Source organism: Acinetobacter kanungonis, from assembly GCF_009939195.1.
GTDB lineage: Bacteria > Pseudomonadota > Gammaproteobacteria > Pseudomonadales > Moraxellaceae > Acinetobacter > Acinetobacter kanungonis.
In genome coordinates, this window is the sequence record NZ_JAACKC010000005.1 from 1 (window position 1) to 18248 (window position 18248).

Annotated in this window: 18 protein-coding genes; 7 read left to right on the forward strand and 11 right to left on the reverse strand. The window is 43.4% G+C overall.

Features of this window, described 5'->3' with window-relative positions:
* Positions 1-81 precede the first annotated feature (81 nt).
* The 8 genes from benE to GWK51_RS10890 all read right to left on the reverse strand — a co-directional run bounded on the left by benE (position 82) and on the right by GWK51_RS10890 (position 7970).
* Positions 82-1302: a benzoate/H(+) symporter BenE gene (gene benE, locus GWK51_RS10855; protein WP_161933719.1), complete on the reverse strand. Its 1221-nt coding sequence runs from the start codon at positions 1300-1302 to the stop codon at positions 82-84.
* Between the two features lie 53 nt (positions 1303-1355).
* Positions 1356-2141, reverse strand: coding sequence for a benzoate diol dehydrogenase BenD (gene benD / locus GWK51_RS10860; RefSeq protein ID WP_161933720.1), 786 nt, complete (start codon positions 2139-2141; stop codon positions 1356-1358).
* A gap of 290 nt (positions 2142-2431) precedes the next feature.
* Positions 2432-3448: a benzoate 1,2-dioxygenase electron transfer component BenC gene (gene benC, locus GWK51_RS10865; protein ID WP_161933721.1), complete on the reverse strand. Its 1017-nt coding sequence runs from the start codon at positions 3446-3448 to the stop codon at positions 2432-2434.
* 76 nt (positions 3449-3524) lie between these two features.
* Complete coding sequence (gene benB, locus GWK51_RS10870; RefSeq protein WP_161933722.1) at positions 3525-4034, reverse strand: benzoate 1,2-dioxygenase small subunit; 510 nt, start codon at positions 4032-4034, stop codon at positions 3525-3527.
* Positions 4031-5416 (reverse strand): benzoate 1,2-dioxygenase large subunit, encoded by a 1386-nt coding sequence (benA, locus tag GWK51_RS10875; protein WP_161933899.1) that lies wholly within the window; start codon positions 5414-5416, stop codon positions 4031-4033. The genes benB and benA overlap by 4 nt, the downstream gene beginning before the upstream one ends.
* Positions 5417-5499: 83 nt before the next feature.
* Positions 5500-6420 (reverse strand): catechol 1,2-dioxygenase, encoded by a 921-nt coding sequence (gene catA, locus GWK51_RS10880; protein WP_100240672.1) that lies wholly within the window; start codon positions 6418-6420, stop codon positions 5500-5502.
* Positions 6421-6554: 134 nt separating this feature from the next.
* Positions 6555-6845, reverse strand: coding sequence for a muconolactone Delta-isomerase (gene catC / locus GWK51_RS10885; protein ID WP_100240673.1), 291 nt, complete (start codon positions 6843-6845; stop codon positions 6555-6557).
* Positions 6846-6860: 15 nt separating this feature from the next.
* Positions 6861-7970: a muconate/chloromuconate family cycloisomerase gene (locus tag GWK51_RS10890; protein ID WP_161933723.1), complete on the reverse strand. Its 1110-nt coding sequence runs from the start codon at positions 7968-7970 to the stop codon at positions 6861-6863.
* A 115-nt stretch (positions 7971-8085) separates the two neighbouring features.
* Here GWK51_RS10890 and GWK51_RS10895 point away from each other — a divergent pair, with 115 nt between their 5' ends.
* Entirely contained in the window at positions 8086-9000 is a 915-nt protein-coding gene (locus GWK51_RS10895) for a LysR family transcriptional regulator (RefSeq protein WP_100240675.1), read from the forward strand.
* Positions 9001-9019: 19 nt separating this feature from the next.
* Here GWK51_RS10895 and GWK51_RS10900 read toward each other — a convergent pair whose 3' ends face one another.
* Both GWK51_RS10900 and GWK51_RS10905 read right to left on the reverse strand, forming a co-directional pair.
* Positions 9020-9928, reverse strand: a complete 909-nt coding sequence (locus tag GWK51_RS10900; RefSeq protein ID WP_161933724.1) for an alpha/beta fold hydrolase — start codon at positions 9926-9928, stop codon at positions 9020-9022.
* 12 nt (positions 9929-9940) lie between these two features.
* Positions 9941-10486, reverse strand: coding sequence for a PadR family transcriptional regulator (locus GWK51_RS10905; RefSeq protein ID WP_161933900.1), 546 nt, complete (start codon positions 10484-10486; stop codon positions 9941-9943).
* Positions 10487-10619: 133 nt separating this feature from the next.
* On the opposite strand from GWK51_RS10905, the gene GWK51_RS10910 reads away from it, so the two are divergent.
* The 4 genes from GWK51_RS10910 to GWK51_RS10925 all read left to right on the forward strand — a co-directional run bounded on the left by GWK51_RS10910 (position 10620) and on the right by GWK51_RS10925 (position 14987).
* Positions 10620-12647 carry an NADPH-dependent 2,4-dienoyl-CoA reductase gene (locus tag GWK51_RS10910; RefSeq protein ID WP_161933725.1) on the forward strand — a complete coding sequence of 676 codons (2028 nt, stop codon included), beginning with the start codon at positions 10620-10622 and terminating at the stop codon, positions 12645-12647.
* Positions 12648-12709: 62 nt separating this feature from the next.
* On the forward strand, positions 12710-13117 hold the full coding sequence (locus tag GWK51_RS10915) for a nuclear transport factor 2 family protein (RefSeq protein ID WP_161933726.1): 408 nt from the start codon (positions 12710-12712) through the stop codon (positions 13115-13117).
* Between the two features lie 39 nt (positions 13118-13156).
* Complete coding sequence (locus GWK51_RS10920; RefSeq protein ID WP_161933727.1) at positions 13157-13873, forward strand: SGNH/GDSL hydrolase family protein; 717 nt, start codon at positions 13157-13159, stop codon at positions 13871-13873.
* A 19-nt stretch (positions 13874-13892) separates the two neighbouring features.
* Positions 13893-14987: a YheT family hydrolase gene (locus GWK51_RS10925; RefSeq protein ID WP_161933901.1), complete on the forward strand. Its 1095-nt coding sequence runs from the start codon at positions 13893-13895 to the stop codon at positions 14985-14987.
* Between the two features lie 70 nt (positions 14988-15057).
* Here GWK51_RS10925 and GWK51_RS10930 read toward each other — a convergent pair whose 3' ends face one another.
* The gene (locus GWK51_RS10930) at positions 15058-15480 is read right to left on the reverse strand and encodes an internalin (RefSeq protein WP_161933728.1); all 423 of its coding nucleotides are present in this window, start codon (positions 15478-15480) and stop codon (positions 15058-15060) included.
* Positions 15481-15707: 227 nt separating this feature from the next.
* Between GWK51_RS10930 and GWK51_RS10935 the strand changes: the two genes are divergently transcribed.
* Positions 15708-17345, forward strand: coding sequence for a CTP synthase (locus tag GWK51_RS10935; RefSeq protein WP_142768867.1), 1638 nt, complete (start codon positions 15708-15710; stop codon positions 17343-17345).
* Between the two features lie 36 nt (positions 17346-17381).
* Complete coding sequence (kdsA, locus tag GWK51_RS10940; protein ID WP_142768866.1) at positions 17382-18239, forward strand: 3-deoxy-8-phosphooctulonate synthase; 858 nt, start codon at positions 17382-17384, stop codon at positions 18237-18239.
* Positions 18240-18248: the final 9 nt, after the last annotated feature.

Below are 18248 nucleotides of genomic sequence, written 5' to 3' on the forward strand. Positions count from 1 at the left end.
TGGTGATTTGGGAGAGCACCTCAGTCAGAGATGCTTTACTTTTGTCAATCATAATATTTCCTGGACCCTATACGGGTCAGATTAACTTTTACTTGATTGGGTTGAGGATAAAGTAGCGTGCTCAGTAGAGCGTTTGGTTAAAACCAGATGTGCGAATAAACCAATACAGATGCCCCAAAAAACTGAACTGAGTCCTAAAAAATGCATGCCTGATGCTGTGGCGAGAAAGGTAATTAAGGCTGCATCGCGATGAGTTTCATTTTTCATGGCAGCACTGATATTGGTGCCAATTGCACCCAATAAAGCTAGACCAGCCAAAGCTGCAACCAGTTCTTTCGGCAGTAAACTGAATAACATCACAATACTGCCTGCAAAAAGACCACCTAAAATATAGAAAATGCCGTTGGCAATGCCTGCGATATAACGCTTTTCTTTAAGCTCATGCGCATCTTTACCCATACATAAAGCAGCAGTAATGGATGCCAGTACGATGGTGATGCCACCGACACAGGCGACTGCTAAAGAGGCAATACTGGTGGTGGTAATAATTGGCTTGGCAGGGGTGTCATAACCACTGAGTTTCATAATCGCCATGCCTGGTAAAAACTGTCCTGTCAGGCTGACCAAGATTAGGGGTAACGCTAGATTCAAAGTGGAATTCCATGTCCATTCAGGTTGAATGAAATGTGGAATCGCCAGTGAAAAATCCATAGTGATAGGATTCATCTTTCCTAAGAGTAGACTCAAAGCAACACCAGCAAAAAGCACCCAGACCATGGCATAGCGTGGACTCAAGCGTTTAGCAAATAAAAAAACCGCTAACATGCCAAATACAATCATCGGCATGCTATTGGTCGCTAAAAACAGTCCGAGTCCAAATTGAAACAGGATGCCTGCCATCATTGCTGCGGCAATATCCTGAGGAATCCACTTTAACAATTTGTCAAAATAACCTGATGCCCCAATGATAAAAATGACCACCGCTGAGCTAATGTAGGCAGCCACAGCTTCATTCAATGAAATCTGTGGAAATAAAGTCACTAAAAGAGCAGTTCCTGGAGCCGACCAAGCAGTAATCACAGGTACTTTAAACTTGATAGAAAGAAATATTCCAGCAAGTGCTGCACCAATTGAAATTCCCCAAATCCATGAAGCCATCATCTCGGTGGGGACCTGAGCTTGTTGTGCCGCCTGAAAGAAGATGATGAGAGGACCTGAATAGGAAATCAGTACCGCTAAGAATCCTGCAACTGTTGCGGAAATGGACCAGTCGCGCTTTAAGGTCTGTAACAGGGCTGTCATTGCATTGCCTCCATGCTGATGTATTCAATGATCCTGCAATTTATAAAATAGGTTTAACCCAGATCACCACCGCCAACAGGCACCACGGTACCTGTCATATAAGAAGATTCATCCGATGCAAGGAATAAGATGGCGTTCACCTGCTCTTGAATGGTGCCATAGCGATTGAAGAAACTTCGATCTATGGTTTGATCGACCACTTGCTGCATCCAGACTTTTTCATTTTCAGTGAGTGGGGTGCTGTTACGCGGAACTTTTCGAGGTGGTGCTTCAGTGCCGCCTGTCGCAACCGCATTGACGCGAATGCCATCCTGCGCATGTTCAAAGGCGAGAGAAGCCGTCAGTGCATTCACACCACCTTTGGAGGCCGAGTACGGCACACGGTTAATGCCACGTGTTGCAATAGAAGACACATTTACAATGGTCCCTTTCTGATTTTTAATCATTTCAGGTAGAACTGCTCGGCAGCACCAAAGCGTTGGAAATAAAGAACGATTCACTTCTTTGATAATTTCCTCTTCAGAAAACTCCTGAAAAGGTTTCATCCAAATGGCACCACCGACATTGTTTATTAATACATCTACACGTCCATAACTCGCAAGTGCTTTTGCAACCACAGATTCAGCACCTGCATAGGTTTCTAAATCTGCTTGAATGGTGACTGCCTGACCACCTGCGGCTTTAATTTCAATGAGGGTATCTTCAACATAGTCAGAGCGATCTGCCAGTACCACTTGCGCACCCTCGGCAGCAACCTGAGTTGCCACGCCACGACCGATGCCTTGTGCAGCACCCGTCACGATCACTACTTTGTTTAAAAATCTTTGATTAGACGCCATTTTTGAACTCGCTCATCATCAAATATAAAGATGAATTTCTTAATTTATACAATTTGGCATGCCGGCATCCGAACATCTCAATATCCATTACCGGATTAACCATTGGTTTTGCTTACTTTTCCCAAAGGGAAAGTAAGCAAAACCAATGTCATTCGCAAAACTCATCAGAAACCGATGATTTGATATTTTTCTCGCAGAAAAAGCTTTTTACCAAGCAGTCCTGCCTCGAACAATTGCGAATGACGTTTTCGCGTATCATTTTTTCTATGACTTAAATATTGGGTTATTTATTAGTTGGCAGAGAATTTTTCAAACAGGAAGTTGCTTGGTTTAACTCCTTCTGCGTCTAACCAGTCACGAACCGCTTCAACCATAGGCACTGGACCACATAAATAGATATCGACATCGCCATTATTCAGCCAATCATTTTCAATATGACCCGTTACATAACCTTTGCGTTCATGTTGCGATTCAGGATTAGCAACTACAGTGCGGTACTCAAACCAATCATGTTTTTGTGCCAATTCATCCAGTTTTTCTAGGGCAACCAAGTCAAAATCATGGGTCACACCAAACACCAAGCGAACAGGTTGTTCCGAACCTTTTTCTTCAAGCACTTGCAGCATCGACATGAATGGCGCAATACCTGTACCACCTGCCAGCATCACCACAGGACGAACCACATTACGTAAATAGAAACTGCCAAATGGACCAGTGAAAGTCATTTTGTCGCCTGCTTGAGCATTGGCACTTAAGAATTCACTCATTTTGCCATTTGGCACGTTACGTACCACAAAGCCTGTTAAGCGATTACCCGGTTTGGAGCTAAATGAGTAGGAGCGTGTTTCTGTTGTTCCTGGAATGGCAACATTAACGTATTGCCCCGCAAGGAAATGAATGTCGGGTTGACCTTCATCTAGTTGAATATCAAAAGTGATGGTGGAGTCAGATAGGTTGTCGACACGCGATAAAGTGCCTTGGAACTGGTGGATTTCAGTTTTACATACATCCGAAGAAGCTTGAATTTGGAACACGGCATCAGATGTTGGGCGGCATTGGCAAGCTAGAATATAACCTTGCTCGGCTTCTTCAGGGGTGAGGGCATCTTCAATATAGGTTTCTTCAGGCATGTCATAACTTCCTGACTCACAGAAAGCTCGGCACGTTCCACAAGCACCATCACGGCAATCGAGCGGAATATTAATTTTTTGACGGTACGCGGCATCGGACAAAGTTTCACCCTGAGCAACGCTAATAAAACGGGTAACACCATCTTCAAATTGAAGTGCAATATTGTGGTTTGACATGGCTAGAATCCTACTAAAAACTTTGAAACTTGACCTTCAGTCAACATTCCATTTGACTGAAGGGATAACGCTTGAATCAGAGGTGATATATGTCAATCACTTGATTGATATAGTCGTTTTTCAGTACCACGTATTTACTTAAAATCTGTGGCTGAGCACCTGAAAAATCGATTTCATAACGTGACATGCCGAAATAGCTGTAGTTGGTTTTGTAACGGAAACTTAAGGTATTCCAGTTAAAACGCACGGTCACTTTGTCGCCATCACGTGCCATTACTTCAATATTGCAGATGTTGTGGCTGGTACGGGTATCTGGCATGGTTGCCGAAGAACGCTCGGTTTTAATACGGAACACACGGTCTTCAAGCCCTTGACGGTCTGGGTAATAAATTAACGAAATTTCAGACTGTGGGTCTTCAGTTAAACGGTCATCATCATCCCACGCTGGCATCCAAAACGAGGCAGATGGGGCATAACATTTCAACCAGTCATCCCATTGTTCATCATCCAGAAAACGTGCTTCTTGATAGAGGAACTGTGCAATTTGTTCGAGAGAGGTGCGCTCTAAATTTGTTGTGGCATTCATGCGATCTCTCCTTGTTCATTCACGAGTGCTTTTTCTGAGGCAATGGCATGTTTCATGGTTTCAAGCCAATATTGATGCTGTGCAAGGTATAAACCTTCATCTTCAGTCTTAATGCCGCTGAGTTTTGGTTTTAAGCCAATTTCATTGGCAGCATCGTCTGGACCTTGAATCCAGTGTTTCGAGCCGCGGCACATGTCATTCCATTCCAGCTCAATGCCTGCATAACCTGCCTGACAAGCACGGAATTCTTCAAGATCGTCTGGTGTTGCCATGCCTGAAGCATTAAAGAAATCTTCATATTGGCGAATACGACGGGTACGTGCTTCAGGTGCTTCGCCTTTCGGTGCGATACAGTAAATCGTGACTTCAGTTTTATTGACAGCCAATGGACGTAAAACACGGATTTGTGAACCGAATTGATCCATCAAATATACATTTGGATATAAGCAAAGATTACGTGAGCGCTCGATCATCCATTTCGACATCGGCGCACCGAATTTTTCAGTATATTCTTCTGCTTTAGGGAAGTTCGGACGGTCTTCTGGGTTTGCCCATTGCGTCCAAAGCAACATATGACCATTGTCAAAGCCGTATGAACCACCACCTTGTTTGCCCCATGAGCCTGCGCTCATGGCACGAATGTTGTCACCTGCTTCTTTCTCTTTACGTTGCTGTGTTGTCGCAGCATAGTTCCAGTGCACTGCAGAGACATGGTAACCATCGGCACCATTTTCAGCAGTCAGTTTCCAGTTGCCTTCGTAAGTGTAGGTTGATGCACCACGTAAAACTTCCAGACCTTGTTCAGACTGATCCACAATCATGTCGATGATTTTGGTGGTTTCACCTAAAAACTCTTCCAGTGAAGGGACATCAGGATTTAAGCTGCCAAACAAGAAGCCTTTGTAGTTTTCAAAGCGTGCGACTTTTTTCAGGTCATGCGAACCTTCTTGGTTGAAGCAATCTGAATAGCCTGCATCGCTTGGATCTTTTACTTTCAGCAATTTGCCTGAGTTATTAAACGTCCAGCCGTGGAATGGGCAAGTGTACGTTGCCTTGTTACCACGTTTATGACGGCAAAGCTGTGCACCACGATGTGAACAGGCATTGATCATTGCATTCAATTCGCCATTACGGTTACGCGCGATGATGATCGGCTGGCGTCCCATATAAGTGGTGTAGAAATCATTGTTATTTGGAATTTGGCTTTCATGTGCCAAATACACCCAGTTGCCTTCAAAGATGTATTTCATTTCAAGGTCAAACAGGGCTTGATCAGTAAAGACTGAACGATGCAGTTTAAATTCACCCGTTTCAAAGTCATCGACAAGCAATTCATCAATACGGTCAAGATGGCTGGTGTTAATTACAGGAATACGAGGCATGTCCGTTCTCCGAGGTTCCAAATGTGGGGAACTCTCCGAAATGACATATTCTTCAAATGTCATTTCGGCTCCTAAAATGTGGGTTAAGCGCTAGCGCGACGACGGTCAACTTCGGTTGAAGGCGCACCTTGCTGATCTTTAACAAGTTCAATATTGAAAGTGATGTGTTTGAATGGGTGATTCAGACCACGACGAGCAATTTCAGCTTCGTCCGTAACATCAACCGCAGTTGCGACCAAACCATCACGGGTTGCAAAGGCAAAGTCATCCCAAAGGTATTTGTCACCTTCAATGTTGAATTGAGTGGTTAGCTTGCGATAACCAGGAGCAGAGACAAAGTAATGTACATGTGAAGGGCGGTTGCCATGGCGTCCAAGCTTATTTAATACCGCTTGAGTCGTGCCGTCTGGTGGGCAACCGTAGCCTACAGGCATCGTAGTTTGAGCCACATAATGACCATCAGTATCCGTCAAAATACTGCGGCGTAAGTTAAACTCAGATTGTGATTTGTCGAAGAATGAGTAGTTGCCCAAGCTGTTGGCATGCCACACTTCAACTTTGGCACCTTCAATAATGTTGCCATCGGTATCTGTTACTGTGCCTTCAATGAACAAGGTTGGAATTTTGTCAGTTTCAGAACCATCATCCATACGGGCAAAACCTGTAGATTCAGGTGCACCAGCAACATACAGTGGACCTTCAATGGTGCGCGGTGTGCCACCAGTAATGCCTGCTTTGGCATCGGCTTCATCTGCACGTAGGTCTAAATAATGTTCTAAGCCTAAACCTGCTGCCAGCAAACCTAATTCGTTGGCTTGACCTGCATCGGTAAAATATTCCAGACCTTTCCAGAGTTCAGACTGGCTGATGTCGAGGTCTTCAATCGCTTGGAACAGATCGCCCACTAAGCGCACAACAATTTGTTGTACACGTGCATCGACAGGACCAGTTGCTGTGTCGACGTTCATTTCTTTTACGAGGGCATCAATTTGTTGACGGTTCATACTATAGCTCCTTGAGTATGCTTTGAGTGGCTAGCGCATGCTTGATTACTTCAATACACTTGGCGGGCCACATTCCTTGTGAATACAGATTATGTTTACAACTTAGGAAGCGGACTTCCCATTATCCTTTTTACTTAACGGTCATCCTCACGAATAGAAGAGGGATGTCGGTTCAGTGGCATCACTTCAATATTCATGTAGGGATAAAGCGGTAAACCTTGCAGCAGGTTGTGCAGCTCTTCATTGCTTTCGACATCAAAAATACTGATGTTGGAGTATTGACCTGTAATCCGCCAAATGTGGCGCCATTTGCCTTGCTGTTGCAGTTCTTGCGAATACGCTTTTTCAACCGCTTTAATCTTATTGGCCTGTTCGGCTGGCATATCCAGCGGCAGGTTTACATCCATTCGTACGTGATAAAGCATGTCGAATTCCTTCAATTACTGGCGACGCATACCGTCAATTTTGTCTTCATCAATTTCAATACCCAGCCCGGCTGTGGTCGGTAACATCAACTCGAAATTTTGATATTGAAGCGGCTTTTTCAAGATTTCTTCAGTGAGCAACAGCGGGCCGAACAGCTCGGTGCCGTACGCTAAATTGTGAAAGGTCGAAAAAACCTGTGCCGATGCCATGGTGCCAATCGGGCCTTCAAGCATAGTGCCGCCATACAGATCAATTCCTGCCAGCTTGGCAATTTTTCCGACTTCGCTGGCTTCAACCAAACCGCCTGACTGCGCGATTTTCACGGCAAAGACCGAAGCCCCATTGCGTTTCGCCAAGCGATAAGCACTGTCTGGACCCATCAGCGATTCATCAGCCATGATGGCAATATCAAAACGGCGGGTAAGACGTTGCATGGCATCAATGTTGTCGATAGCACACGGTTGTTCAATCAGATCCACACCACCATCTTGCAACTGTTGAATGCCTTTAACTGCTTCTAGTTCTGACCAAGCGCGGTTCACATCAACGCGAATGGAAACCTCTGAGCCTAAGGCTTGTTTGATAGCTAACACATGTTCCACATCTTCTTCGACGCGACGCGAACCAATTTTGAGTTTGAACGTATTGTGGCGTTTACTGGCAATCATCTGCTGTGCTTCAGCAATGTCTTTATCGGTATTGCCAGAAGCCAAGACCCAAAGAACGGGGACACTATGTCTTAAACGACCACCAAGCACTTCACTGATGGGTAAGCCTAAACGTTGCGCTTGAATATCAAATAGTGCAGTTTGAATCGCGTTTTTCGCGAAGCGATTGCCATTGATATTGCGCTTAATTGTTTGTATGGTTTGTGCCACATTCAAACCTGACAATGATTTGAGTAGTGGGGCAAAATAGGTTTCGATATTAGTTTTGACGCTCTCAGGACTTTCTTCGCCATAGCCTAAGCCGCCAATCGTGGTTGCTTCGCCCCAGCCAGTAAAGCCATCTTCCGTAGTGACTTTAACCAGAACCAAGGTCTGTGTTTGCATCGTTGCTACCGCCATTTTGTGTGGGCGGATCGTTGGTATTTCTACAAGCAACGTTTCAATCGATTTATACATCTTTCGGCTTCGCTATCTTGATTTGTCTAATTCATGTGGTATACCTTAAAAGAATGAACTAATCCTGTCGAAGATCATTTTGGCATTTTATTATATTTAAAAGGTATGAAGTCTTATGGAACTTAGACACCTACGCTATTTTGTAGCGGTTGTAGAGGAACAAAGCTTTACCAAGGCGGCAGAAAAACTTTTTATTGCTCAACCGCCTTTAAGTCGGCAGATTCAAAACCTTGAAGGCGAGCTCGGAATTCAATTGTTTGAGCGCGGTAGTCGACCTTTACAGACCACGCCAGCAGGTCAATTTTTCTATCAACATGCGGTTAAACTTTTGTCTAATGCCGAAGAAATCAAGTCGATGACCAAGCGGGTGGGCATGGTAGAACGGACGGTGACCATGGGTTTTGTCGGGTCTTTGCTATATGGATTATTGCCGCGAATTGTGTACTTGTTTCGTCAGCAACAGCCGCAGCTTAAAATTGAATTGATTGAAATGAGTACCAAAGACCAGATTCAGGCACTGAAAGAAGGGCGTATTGATGTCGGTTTTGGACGATTACGCATTTCAGACCCCGCAATTCGCCGCGTACTGTTGCGTGAAGAGCCGTTGATGGTGGCAGCACATAGCAGTCATCCCTTGGCATCGCAAAAACAAGGCATATACCTTGCTGATCTGGTGGAAGAGAATTTGTTTCTCTATCCTAGCCACCCAAAACCGAATTTCTCGACACAGGTTCGCGGCTTATTTTCTGAATATGGTTTAGAGCCTAGAAGCTTGCGTGAAGTGCGGGAAATCCAGTTGGCACTGGGCTTAGTTGCCGCGGGTGAGGGAATCTGTATTGTGCCTGAAAGTGCGTGTAGCATTCAGTTTCCGCACTTGAACTATATTCCAGTATTGGATGATGCCGCAGTCAGCCCGATCTTTCTTGCCATCCGAAGTATGGATGAAAGTGAAGATATTCGCTCCTTGTTTGACTGTATTTATCAGGTCTATGACCTTGAAGCGATTAAATATGATCGGGCAGTGCTTTAATACCCTGAGGGTCTGGTTTTTAATGGTAACTGGAAAGAAAGCGGGAGATTTCTCGCTTAAATTTGAAGGGTTCATTAATCAAAATGGCATGACCTGAACGCTCAAAAACCACTTGTTTGGCATTTTTGACGCTGTTGGCAATAATTTTTTGCCCTTGAGATGGGTACAGCGTCGACTTTTCACCAATAAAAAACGTGGTTGGACAGTTCAGTTCTGCAATCGCTTCACGATAATCTTCATCATGATACAAGTAGTTGTTGATATACCATGCCAGATAGTCCAGTCGATGTAAGGGCAACAAGTGCTTTTGTAATTTGTCGTATTTTAAAGCCGTGTTCCAAAGTACAGGGCTAAAAGTATGATTGTTCTGTAATAGAATGAATTTACTCCAAATCTTAATAAATTCCTGACGCGATGCAGGTTCTAAATCTTCAAGTTTTTGGACAGGTGGTAAGGCTGAAAAGAACAAGGAAATTTCAGCCAAAAGCTTTTTAAAGTCCAGATGCTGCTGACTTAGCAGCCCATAAGGCCATTGCGAATCTACGCCAATTTTAGGGGCTTGGTCGATATGTAAATAACGATTGAGGTACTGTTTCAAATTGCCATACTTCATACCATGCATGGCCGTGGTCGCGCCCATGGAAAAGGCAATCACTGCGAATTCTGGATACTTTAATTGTTGGATTAAAGCCTCTAAATCACGCCAATGACTGGAAATGGCATCTATTTCAGGTATGCGGCAGTGCTTTGAACGACCAAAACCACGCCAGTCAGGAATAATAAACTTATAATGTTTACTGTTCTGAATTAAAAAAGGCATCCATTGCCAACTTTGCATGCCTAAACCCGATAACACCAATACAGGTTTACCCTGACCAAATTCACGAACATACAATTGTTCCTGATCAGGCATGCGGTAGTAAGGCATATTTATTTTCTCTTATTTGTGTGAATCGAAATTTTTTAAACCTGTAATCATGGCTTCAAGCCATTGAATCCAGCCAACTTCTAGGTTGATACCTAACTGTAAAATCATTTTATGAATATATAAAGTCCGATTTTCAGTTTCTGATGAAGAGAAATCTTTATTGAAAATGAGTTGGTAGGTTTTTAGTTTTTCCTGATGCAAAACAAGGTGTCGTTCTAATTCGGGCAACACGATGGCTTCACCAATTTGTGCTTCCGCTCTTAAGCGCACCATCAGCTCTTCACGCAGTTGGGCGGGTGGGCTTTGTTTGACCATCCAGTCAGCCAGTTCGGTACGCCCCATTTGTTCGACTTGATAGGTTTTTTTGCGACTGGTCGCACTTTCATCTTCAATGGTTGAAATCCAGCCTTTTTGCTGCATCGCACTGAGTTCACGATAAATTTGCTGATGCGTGGCATTCCAGAAGAAGCCCATCGAACGGTCAAAGCGTCGTGCCAGCTCAATCCCTGTACTTGGTTTTTCAATCAGACTGGTCAGAAGAACATGCGCTAAGGACATAATGGTTTTCAACAGATTTAAGTTAAAAGCATTATGCAACATGTTGCATAGATTTCAAAATTAGATTATAAATTAGTGCAACAAGTTGCATAAAAGCAAATTTAGCCAGCACATTGCAAGCCATGGAGGTCTCATGTCCAATTTTCCACATTTACTTGCCCCATTAGATTTGGGATTCACTACGCTTAAAAACCGTGTTTTGATGGGTTCTATGCACGTTGGTCTTGAAGAAGCGCCAGGTGGTTATGACCGTATGGCAGCTTTCTATGCTGAACGTGCCAAAGGCGGTGTGGGACTGATTGTGACAGGTGGTATTTCGCCGAATGATCATGGCTTAACCTTTAAAGGTGGTTCTAAGCTCGATACCCGTGAAGAAGCTGAACACCATAAAGTGATTACTCAGGCGGTACACGATGCTGGCGGTAAAATTGCTTTGCAAATTTTGCATACAGGTCGCTACTCATATCAAAAAGACATCGTTGCACCATCAGCGATTCAAGCGCCAATTAACCCAAGCCGTCCAAAGGAATTAAGTTCTGCTGAAGTTCAGCAAACAATTGATGATTTCGTGAATTGTGCCAAACTTGCACAATACGCAGGCTATGATGGCGTAGAAATCATGGGTTCGGAAGGTTACTTAATTAATGAATTTATTGCTGCACGTACCAACCATCGTGATGATGAATGGGGGGGTAGCTATGAAAAGCGTATTCGTTTTCCACTTGAAATTGTAAGACGTACCCGTGAAGCCGTGGGTGAAAACTTCATCATCATTTATCGTCTTTCTATGCTGGACTTGGTCGAAGGTGGTTCTAACCTAGATGAAGTGATTCACTTAGCCAAAGAAATCGAAAAAGCGGGAGCAACCATCATCAACACAGGTATTGGTTGGCATGAAGCGCGTATTCCGACCATTGCAACCAAAGTACCACGCGCAGCATTTACATGGGTGACCAAAAAGTTAAAAGGTAGCGTTAAAGTGCCTTTGGTTACGTCTAATCGTATTAACACACCTGAAATGGCTGAGCATGTATTGGCATCTGGTGATGCGGATATCGTGTCTATGGCGCGTCCAATGTTGGCAGATCCTGAGTTCGTACTGAAAGCAGAACAAGGGCGTAGCGATGAAATCAACACCTGTATCGGTTGTAACCAAGCATGTCTAGATCACATCTTCTCAATGAAGATTGCAACTTGCTTAGTCAATCCACGTGCATGTTATGAAACCGAATTAATCTTCAAAGAAGTAGGTCAACCGAAAAATATTGCGGTAATTGGTGCGGGTCCAGCAGGTTTAAGTTTTGCAACGTATGCAGCAGAGCGTGGTCACAACGTGACGATCTTTGAAGCAGCGAACCAAATTGGTGGTCAGTTCAATATTGCGAAAACCGTACCGGGTAAAGAAGAATTCTATGAAACTTTACGTTATTTCAAGCGTAAAATTGAATTGTTACAACCGAAGATCAAGTTGCAATTGAACCATAAGGCAACTTATGAAGAACTCAGTCAAGCCAACTTCGATGACATCGTTGTAGCAACAGGTGTAACCCCACGTGAGTTGAACTTTGAAGGTGTCGATCATCCGAAAGTGTTGAGCTACATTGAAGTTTTAAAAGAGCGTAAGCCCGTCGGTAAGCGTGTTGCAGTGATTGGTGCAGGTGGTATTGGTTTCGATACGTCTGAGTACTTAAGTCATGAAGGCGAAAGTGGTAGCTTAAACCCGCAAAAATTCTATGATGAATGGGGTATTGATACCGACTATAGCAATGTGGGTGGTTTAAAACAGCCAGAAGTTGAAGCTTCTGAGCGTGAAATTTTCTTGTTACAACGTAAACCGACTACTGTGGGTGCAGGTTTAGGCAAAACTACAGGCTGGATTCACCGTGCAGGTTTGAAAAATCGTGATGTGCAAATGATTGCGGGCGCAAGCTATGAAAAGGTTGATGACCAGGGTCTACACATTATTGTGAACGAAAAACCAATGCTGTTGGAAGTGGATAACGTGGTGGTGTGTGCAGGACAAGAGCCTTTCACAGCCATGTTTGATCAACTCAAAGCAGATGGTAAAGCGGTACACTTAATTGGTGGTGCAAAAGAAGCAGGCGAGTTGGACGCAAAACGTGCGATTCGTCAAGGTGCTGAATTAGCAGCTGTCATCTAAAGTCAGGAGGACCTCCGGGTCCTCTTTTTTATTTGGATCATGATTAGATAGAGAATAAAACAATGCAATTAAAACAAACCCAAGACGCATTACAACAATGGCATCAGATGTTAGCGACTCGTGACATGAGCTTGTTAAATGAAATTTTAGCGGATGATGTTGTATTTCGATCTCCCGTTGCCTTTCATCCTTATGAAGGCAAAGCAGTTGTGACCTTCATTTTAAGCAATGTGATTCAGGTCTTTGAGAACTTTACTTATCATCGTGAATTCTTGACGGATAATGCACAATCTGCGGTACTCGAGTTTTCTGCCAATGTCGATGATAAAATGCTGAAAGGCATTGATATGATTCAATTCAATGCGCAAGGTCAAATTGTCGATTTTGAAGTGATGATTCGCCCGAAAAGTGGTTTGGAAGCTTTGGCTGCACATATGGGTCAGCGGATCAAACAATTTCAACCTGGCTAAGTGTATCCCGTAATCACGCGATCATCAGAGGTTATGAAAATGTGGTTAAAACTTTCAACCTTGGCATTGTTACCTGTAGTGGTCTTGCAAGGTCTCAAGGTGCGCAAGAATACACCGCGCCTTGCAGAAGCCAGTGGCGATCGGGATGGAATTTGCGGGCAAGGACAACCGTTATCCTTGCTGATTTTAGGGGATTCGGTGGCAGCAGGGGTGGGTGTTGAATCACAGCAAGAGGCACTTTCGGGTTCGATTTTGTCGTGTTTGCAAGATGAATATCAGGTGCGCTGGAAATTGCATGCGAAAACTGGAGATACCACGCAACAGGTCATTGCAGCAACGCAGCTTTTGGCACCGCAACAGTATGATGTAGTCGTGACTTCGATTGGCGTCAATGATGTCACCAAACTCATGTCTGCTAAAAAATGGCTGAAACAGCAGCAACGATTGTTTCAGGATATCCAAAATCGGTTTCATCCTCGACTGATTATTGTCTCGGGTGTGCCACCTATGCAGCATTTCGAAGCATTGCCTCATCCACTGGCATGGTTGTTTGGGCAATATGCCACGCAGATGAATCAACAGTTACAGCATTGGTTAGCGCCCCAAGCACAGTTTGAGTTCCTGCAATTCGATATCCAGACTTTTCAAGCCATGAATTTACCAATGGCAAGTGATGGTTTTCACCCAAGCAAAGAGATTTATGCCATTTGGGGGCAACAAATTGCTGCATTGGTAAGGCAATATTTTTACTCATAGTCAGAGGTCATATATGAATATGAGCATATCCGCTTTAAAAAAAATCAAAGAGATTGGTTCAGCGTGGTTGGATACGCTTTCGGGTGCTGAACAGCCGAAAATGTACTATGACCCGCAAGGGAGCAGTAGCGCTGTATTGGAAAAGTTGCCGCAACTCCAGCAAAAATATCGTCCGACGCCGTGGTTGTCGAATACCCATGCACATTTGCTGTATTTTGATGTGGTGAAAAAGCGTCGAATTCAGCTTGAATATGATCGTATTGATCAACTGACCATGCAAGATGGTGGAATTACAGCGGTCGCTTGGTATGGTCTAGATTTACCCGCAGAAACGCCAACCATTGTGGTTTTACATACCATCACAGGAAATTTGGCCAGCATGCGCGAGTTGGTGCGTGATTTACATCAACATACGGGTTGGCGCATTGCCTTGTGTTTACGCCGTGGCCATGCGGATTTGCCGCTACCTGTACCTAAAATGAGTTTGTTTGGTTCAACCTCGGATTTACGAGAACAAGTGGCATATATCCAACAGCAATTTCCTGACTCATGTTTATATGCTGTGGGTTCATCTGCGGGTACGGGCTTATTGGTTCGCTATTTGGGTGAGCAAGGACTCGATACGCCTTTTAAAGCGGCTTTTGCCTTATGTCCGGGCTATAACACTGAACTCGGCTTTGATAACATCCATCCGTTTTATAGTAAGGTCATGACCAAAAAGCTGTTTAAGACTTTTATTCACCCTTATGTGCAAACGTGGCAGCCAGTGGCATCGCTACCGAAGGTGCTCGCGGTAAAAACACTTGCTGAATTTGAGAAAAGTTATTTTGAAATGGCGGGCTTTCAAGATTATGCCAGCTATACCCAAGCAATTAATCCAATTCACGTATTTGAAAATGTCAAAATTCCATTGATGGTTTTAAATTCGGAAGATGATCCTGTGTGTCACATCAAAAATTTTGAGCCGTATAAATCACTGATCCAGCGCATGAACAATGTGATAGTCGTGACCACCAAAAAGGGCAGTCATTGTGGTTTTTATGAAGGTTTTACGCAGACCCGTTCTTGGGCGGCAAAACTTATGGCAGATTATTTGAAATTACATACAGATTAAGACGTTGTAGTTTTCATAACTAAATAAAAAACCAGTTCATTTGAACTGGTTTTTTTAAATAAGTTTTAAATTATTTGTTGTCTAAAGCAGGTGTAGCAGCCGCAATTGCAGCGGCAACAGCATCATCTTCAGACTGAGTAGCAGTATTTGGTTTTGTTTGTGGAGCTACTTGAGCTGGTTTTACTTCAGCTTTAGGCGCTTCAGTCACTTGAGTTGAAGTGGTTTGAGTTGCTGCTGGTTTAGGCGCTTCTTCACGACGAATTTCAGTTGTCGTATTTGGTGTTTCTTGACGTTCTACTTCAACTTGAGCAGGAATCACAACTTCAGCTTCAGGTTGCGATGCTTCTAATGGTTGGAACTGGACTTGTTCAGTCGGTTCTGATGCAGCTTGAGCAGTTTCAGTTTGCTCATCTTTCGGCTCTTCTTTTTTCACACATGCCGTAAGTAATAAACCCATTGCAAGGGCGCCACAAATTAAAAATTTCTTATTCATAATTGCACAAAATAAAGCATAAATAGAGTGCGCGTAGTATAGCAGTAAAATTACAGATGAAAAATCCTGAGATTCCCTACTAAATTTTTATCGGAAATGCTGATAGAATAGCCAATTGTTTATTGATCTATGAATTGCTGCTAATTGACTTTGCTTTCTAGGTACAGAGTAAAGTAAAATCGCACAACATTGTAGGCCGATTTAGGCTCCATTGTACGAGAAACTTAATGACCCATTTTATTTTCGTTACTGGTGGTGTAGTTTCATCACTAGGTAAAGGTATTTCAGCTGCTTCAGTTGCTGCACTTTTAGAAGCCCGTGGTTTAAAAGTCACCATGGTCAAAATGGATCCATACATTAATGTCGATCCAGGGACGATGAGCCCATTCCAGCACGGTGAAGTTTTTGTCACAGAAGATGGTGCTGAGACTGACTTGGATTTGGGTTATTACGAACGTTTCTTGCGTCGTGCAAAAATGACCAAGCTCAACAACTTTACTTCTGGTCGTGTTTATCAAGACGTGCTTAATAAAGAACGTCGTGGTGATTACTTAGGTGGTACAGTTCAAGTAATTCCCCACATTACAGATAATATTAAAGAACGTGTACTTCGCGCAGGCGAAGGTTATGACGTTGCCATCGTAGAAATTGGTGGAACAGTAGGTGACATTGAATCTCTCCCATTCATGGAATCTGTACGTCAGCTGATGGTTGAATTAGGTCATAAACGTACCATGCTTATGCATTTGACGTTATTGCCTTATATCAAGTCTGCGGCTGAGTTAAAAACCAAACCAACACAACACTCTGTAAAAGAGTTGCTTTCAATTGGTATTCAACCAGATATCTTAATCTGCCGAACTGAATACGACGTTGATGCAGATACCACTCGTAAAATCGCCTTGTTCACCAACGTAGAAGCACGTGCGGTTGTGGTATGTAAAGATGCGAAAACGATTTATCAAATTCCTCGCACATTCTATGAACAAGACGTTGATGATTTAATCTGCGAACGTTTTGGTTTCAATGATTTGCCAGAAGCGGATCTTTCAGATTGGGACAATGTGGTAGAAGCATTGTTAAATCCTGAATACACGGTTCGTGTTGCGATGGTGGGTAAATATGTTGAACTTCCAGATGCTTATAAATCTGTGAACGAAGCATTGTTACATGCAGGTATTCAAAACCGCGTTAAAGTTCAAATCGATTACGTAAACGCTGAAGATCTTGAAAGCCAAGATGTAGCAACTGCATTGAAAGATGCTGATGCGATTCTTGTACCAGGTGGTTTTGGAGAGCGTGGTACTGAAGGCAAAATGAAAGCGATTCAGTATGCGCGTGAAAACAATGTGCCATTCCTTGGTATTTGTTTAGGCATGCAGTTGGCTGTAATTGAATTTGCACGTAACGTTGCGGGTATTGCAGATGCGACTTCTACAGAATTCAACCGTTCTACTAAATCACCATTAATTGGTTTGATTACAGAATGGTTAGATGAGCGTGGTGAAGTTCAACAGCGTAGCCTAGAATCTGACCTTGGCGGTACGATGCGTTTAGGTGCTCAGAAATCTGAATTGGTTGAAGGCACAAAAACACGTGAAGTGTATGGTAAGGCTGAAATTGTAGAGCGTCACCGTCACCGTTATGAAATGAACAACCGTTTCATTCCTGCAATTGAAGCTGCGGGTATGAAGGTTTCAGGTTACTCTCCAGTTCAACATTTAGTTGAAACTGTTGAAATTCCTCAACATCCTTGGTTTATTGCTGTACAATTCCACCCAGAATTTACAAGTTCTCCGCGTGATGGACATCCGTTATTTGCAGGTTTCATTGGTGCAGCGAAAGCAAAACATCAAAAAGCTTAAATAAAGTATGTCTAGGACTAAACTAGGAAAGTTTAAATGTCACAATTAAAACCACAAGAAATTGTACGTTTAGGCGATATACAAATGGCAAACCACTTGCCATTTGTACTATTCGGCGGCATGAACGTATTAGAGTCAAAAGATTTAGCTTTTGAAATTGCAGAAACCTATGTTGATATTTGCAAGCGCTTAGACATTCCTTATGTGTTTAAGGCAAGTTTCGATAAAGCGAATCGTTCGAGCTTAAATTCATTCCGTGGTCCTGGTTTGGAAAAAGGAATTGAATGGTTGGCAGACATTAAAAAGCACTTTAATGTGCCAATCATTACCGATGTACACGAGCCGTATCAAGCTGCTCCAGTGGCTGAAGTAGCAGACATCATTCAGTTACCTGCTTTTTTAAGCCGTCAAACTGACTTGGTTGAAGCGATGGCGAAAACCGATGCCATTATCAACATCAAGAAAGCACAATTCCTTGCTCCGCACGAAATGCGCCATATTTTGCATAAGTGCCTAGAAGCTGGAAATGACAAACTCATTCTCTGTGAACGTGGTTCAGCATTTGGCTACAACAACCTTGTTGTAGACATGTTGGGCTTCGACATCATGAAAGAAATGAATGTGCCTGTGTTCTTTGATGTGACCCATGCACTTCAAACACCTGGTGGTCGTTCAGATTCTGCGGGCGGTCGCCGTGCGCAAATCACGACATTGGCACGTGCAGGTATGGCAACTGGTTTAGCAGGTTTGTTCTTGGAAGCACATCCAGATCCTGAAAAAGCCAAATGTGACGGTCCTTGTGCATTACGCATGTCGCAGCTTGAGCCATTCTTAGCACAGCTAAAAGAATTAGATACCTTGGTAAAAGGTTTCGCAAAATTAGATACTCATTGATGCTTTCTA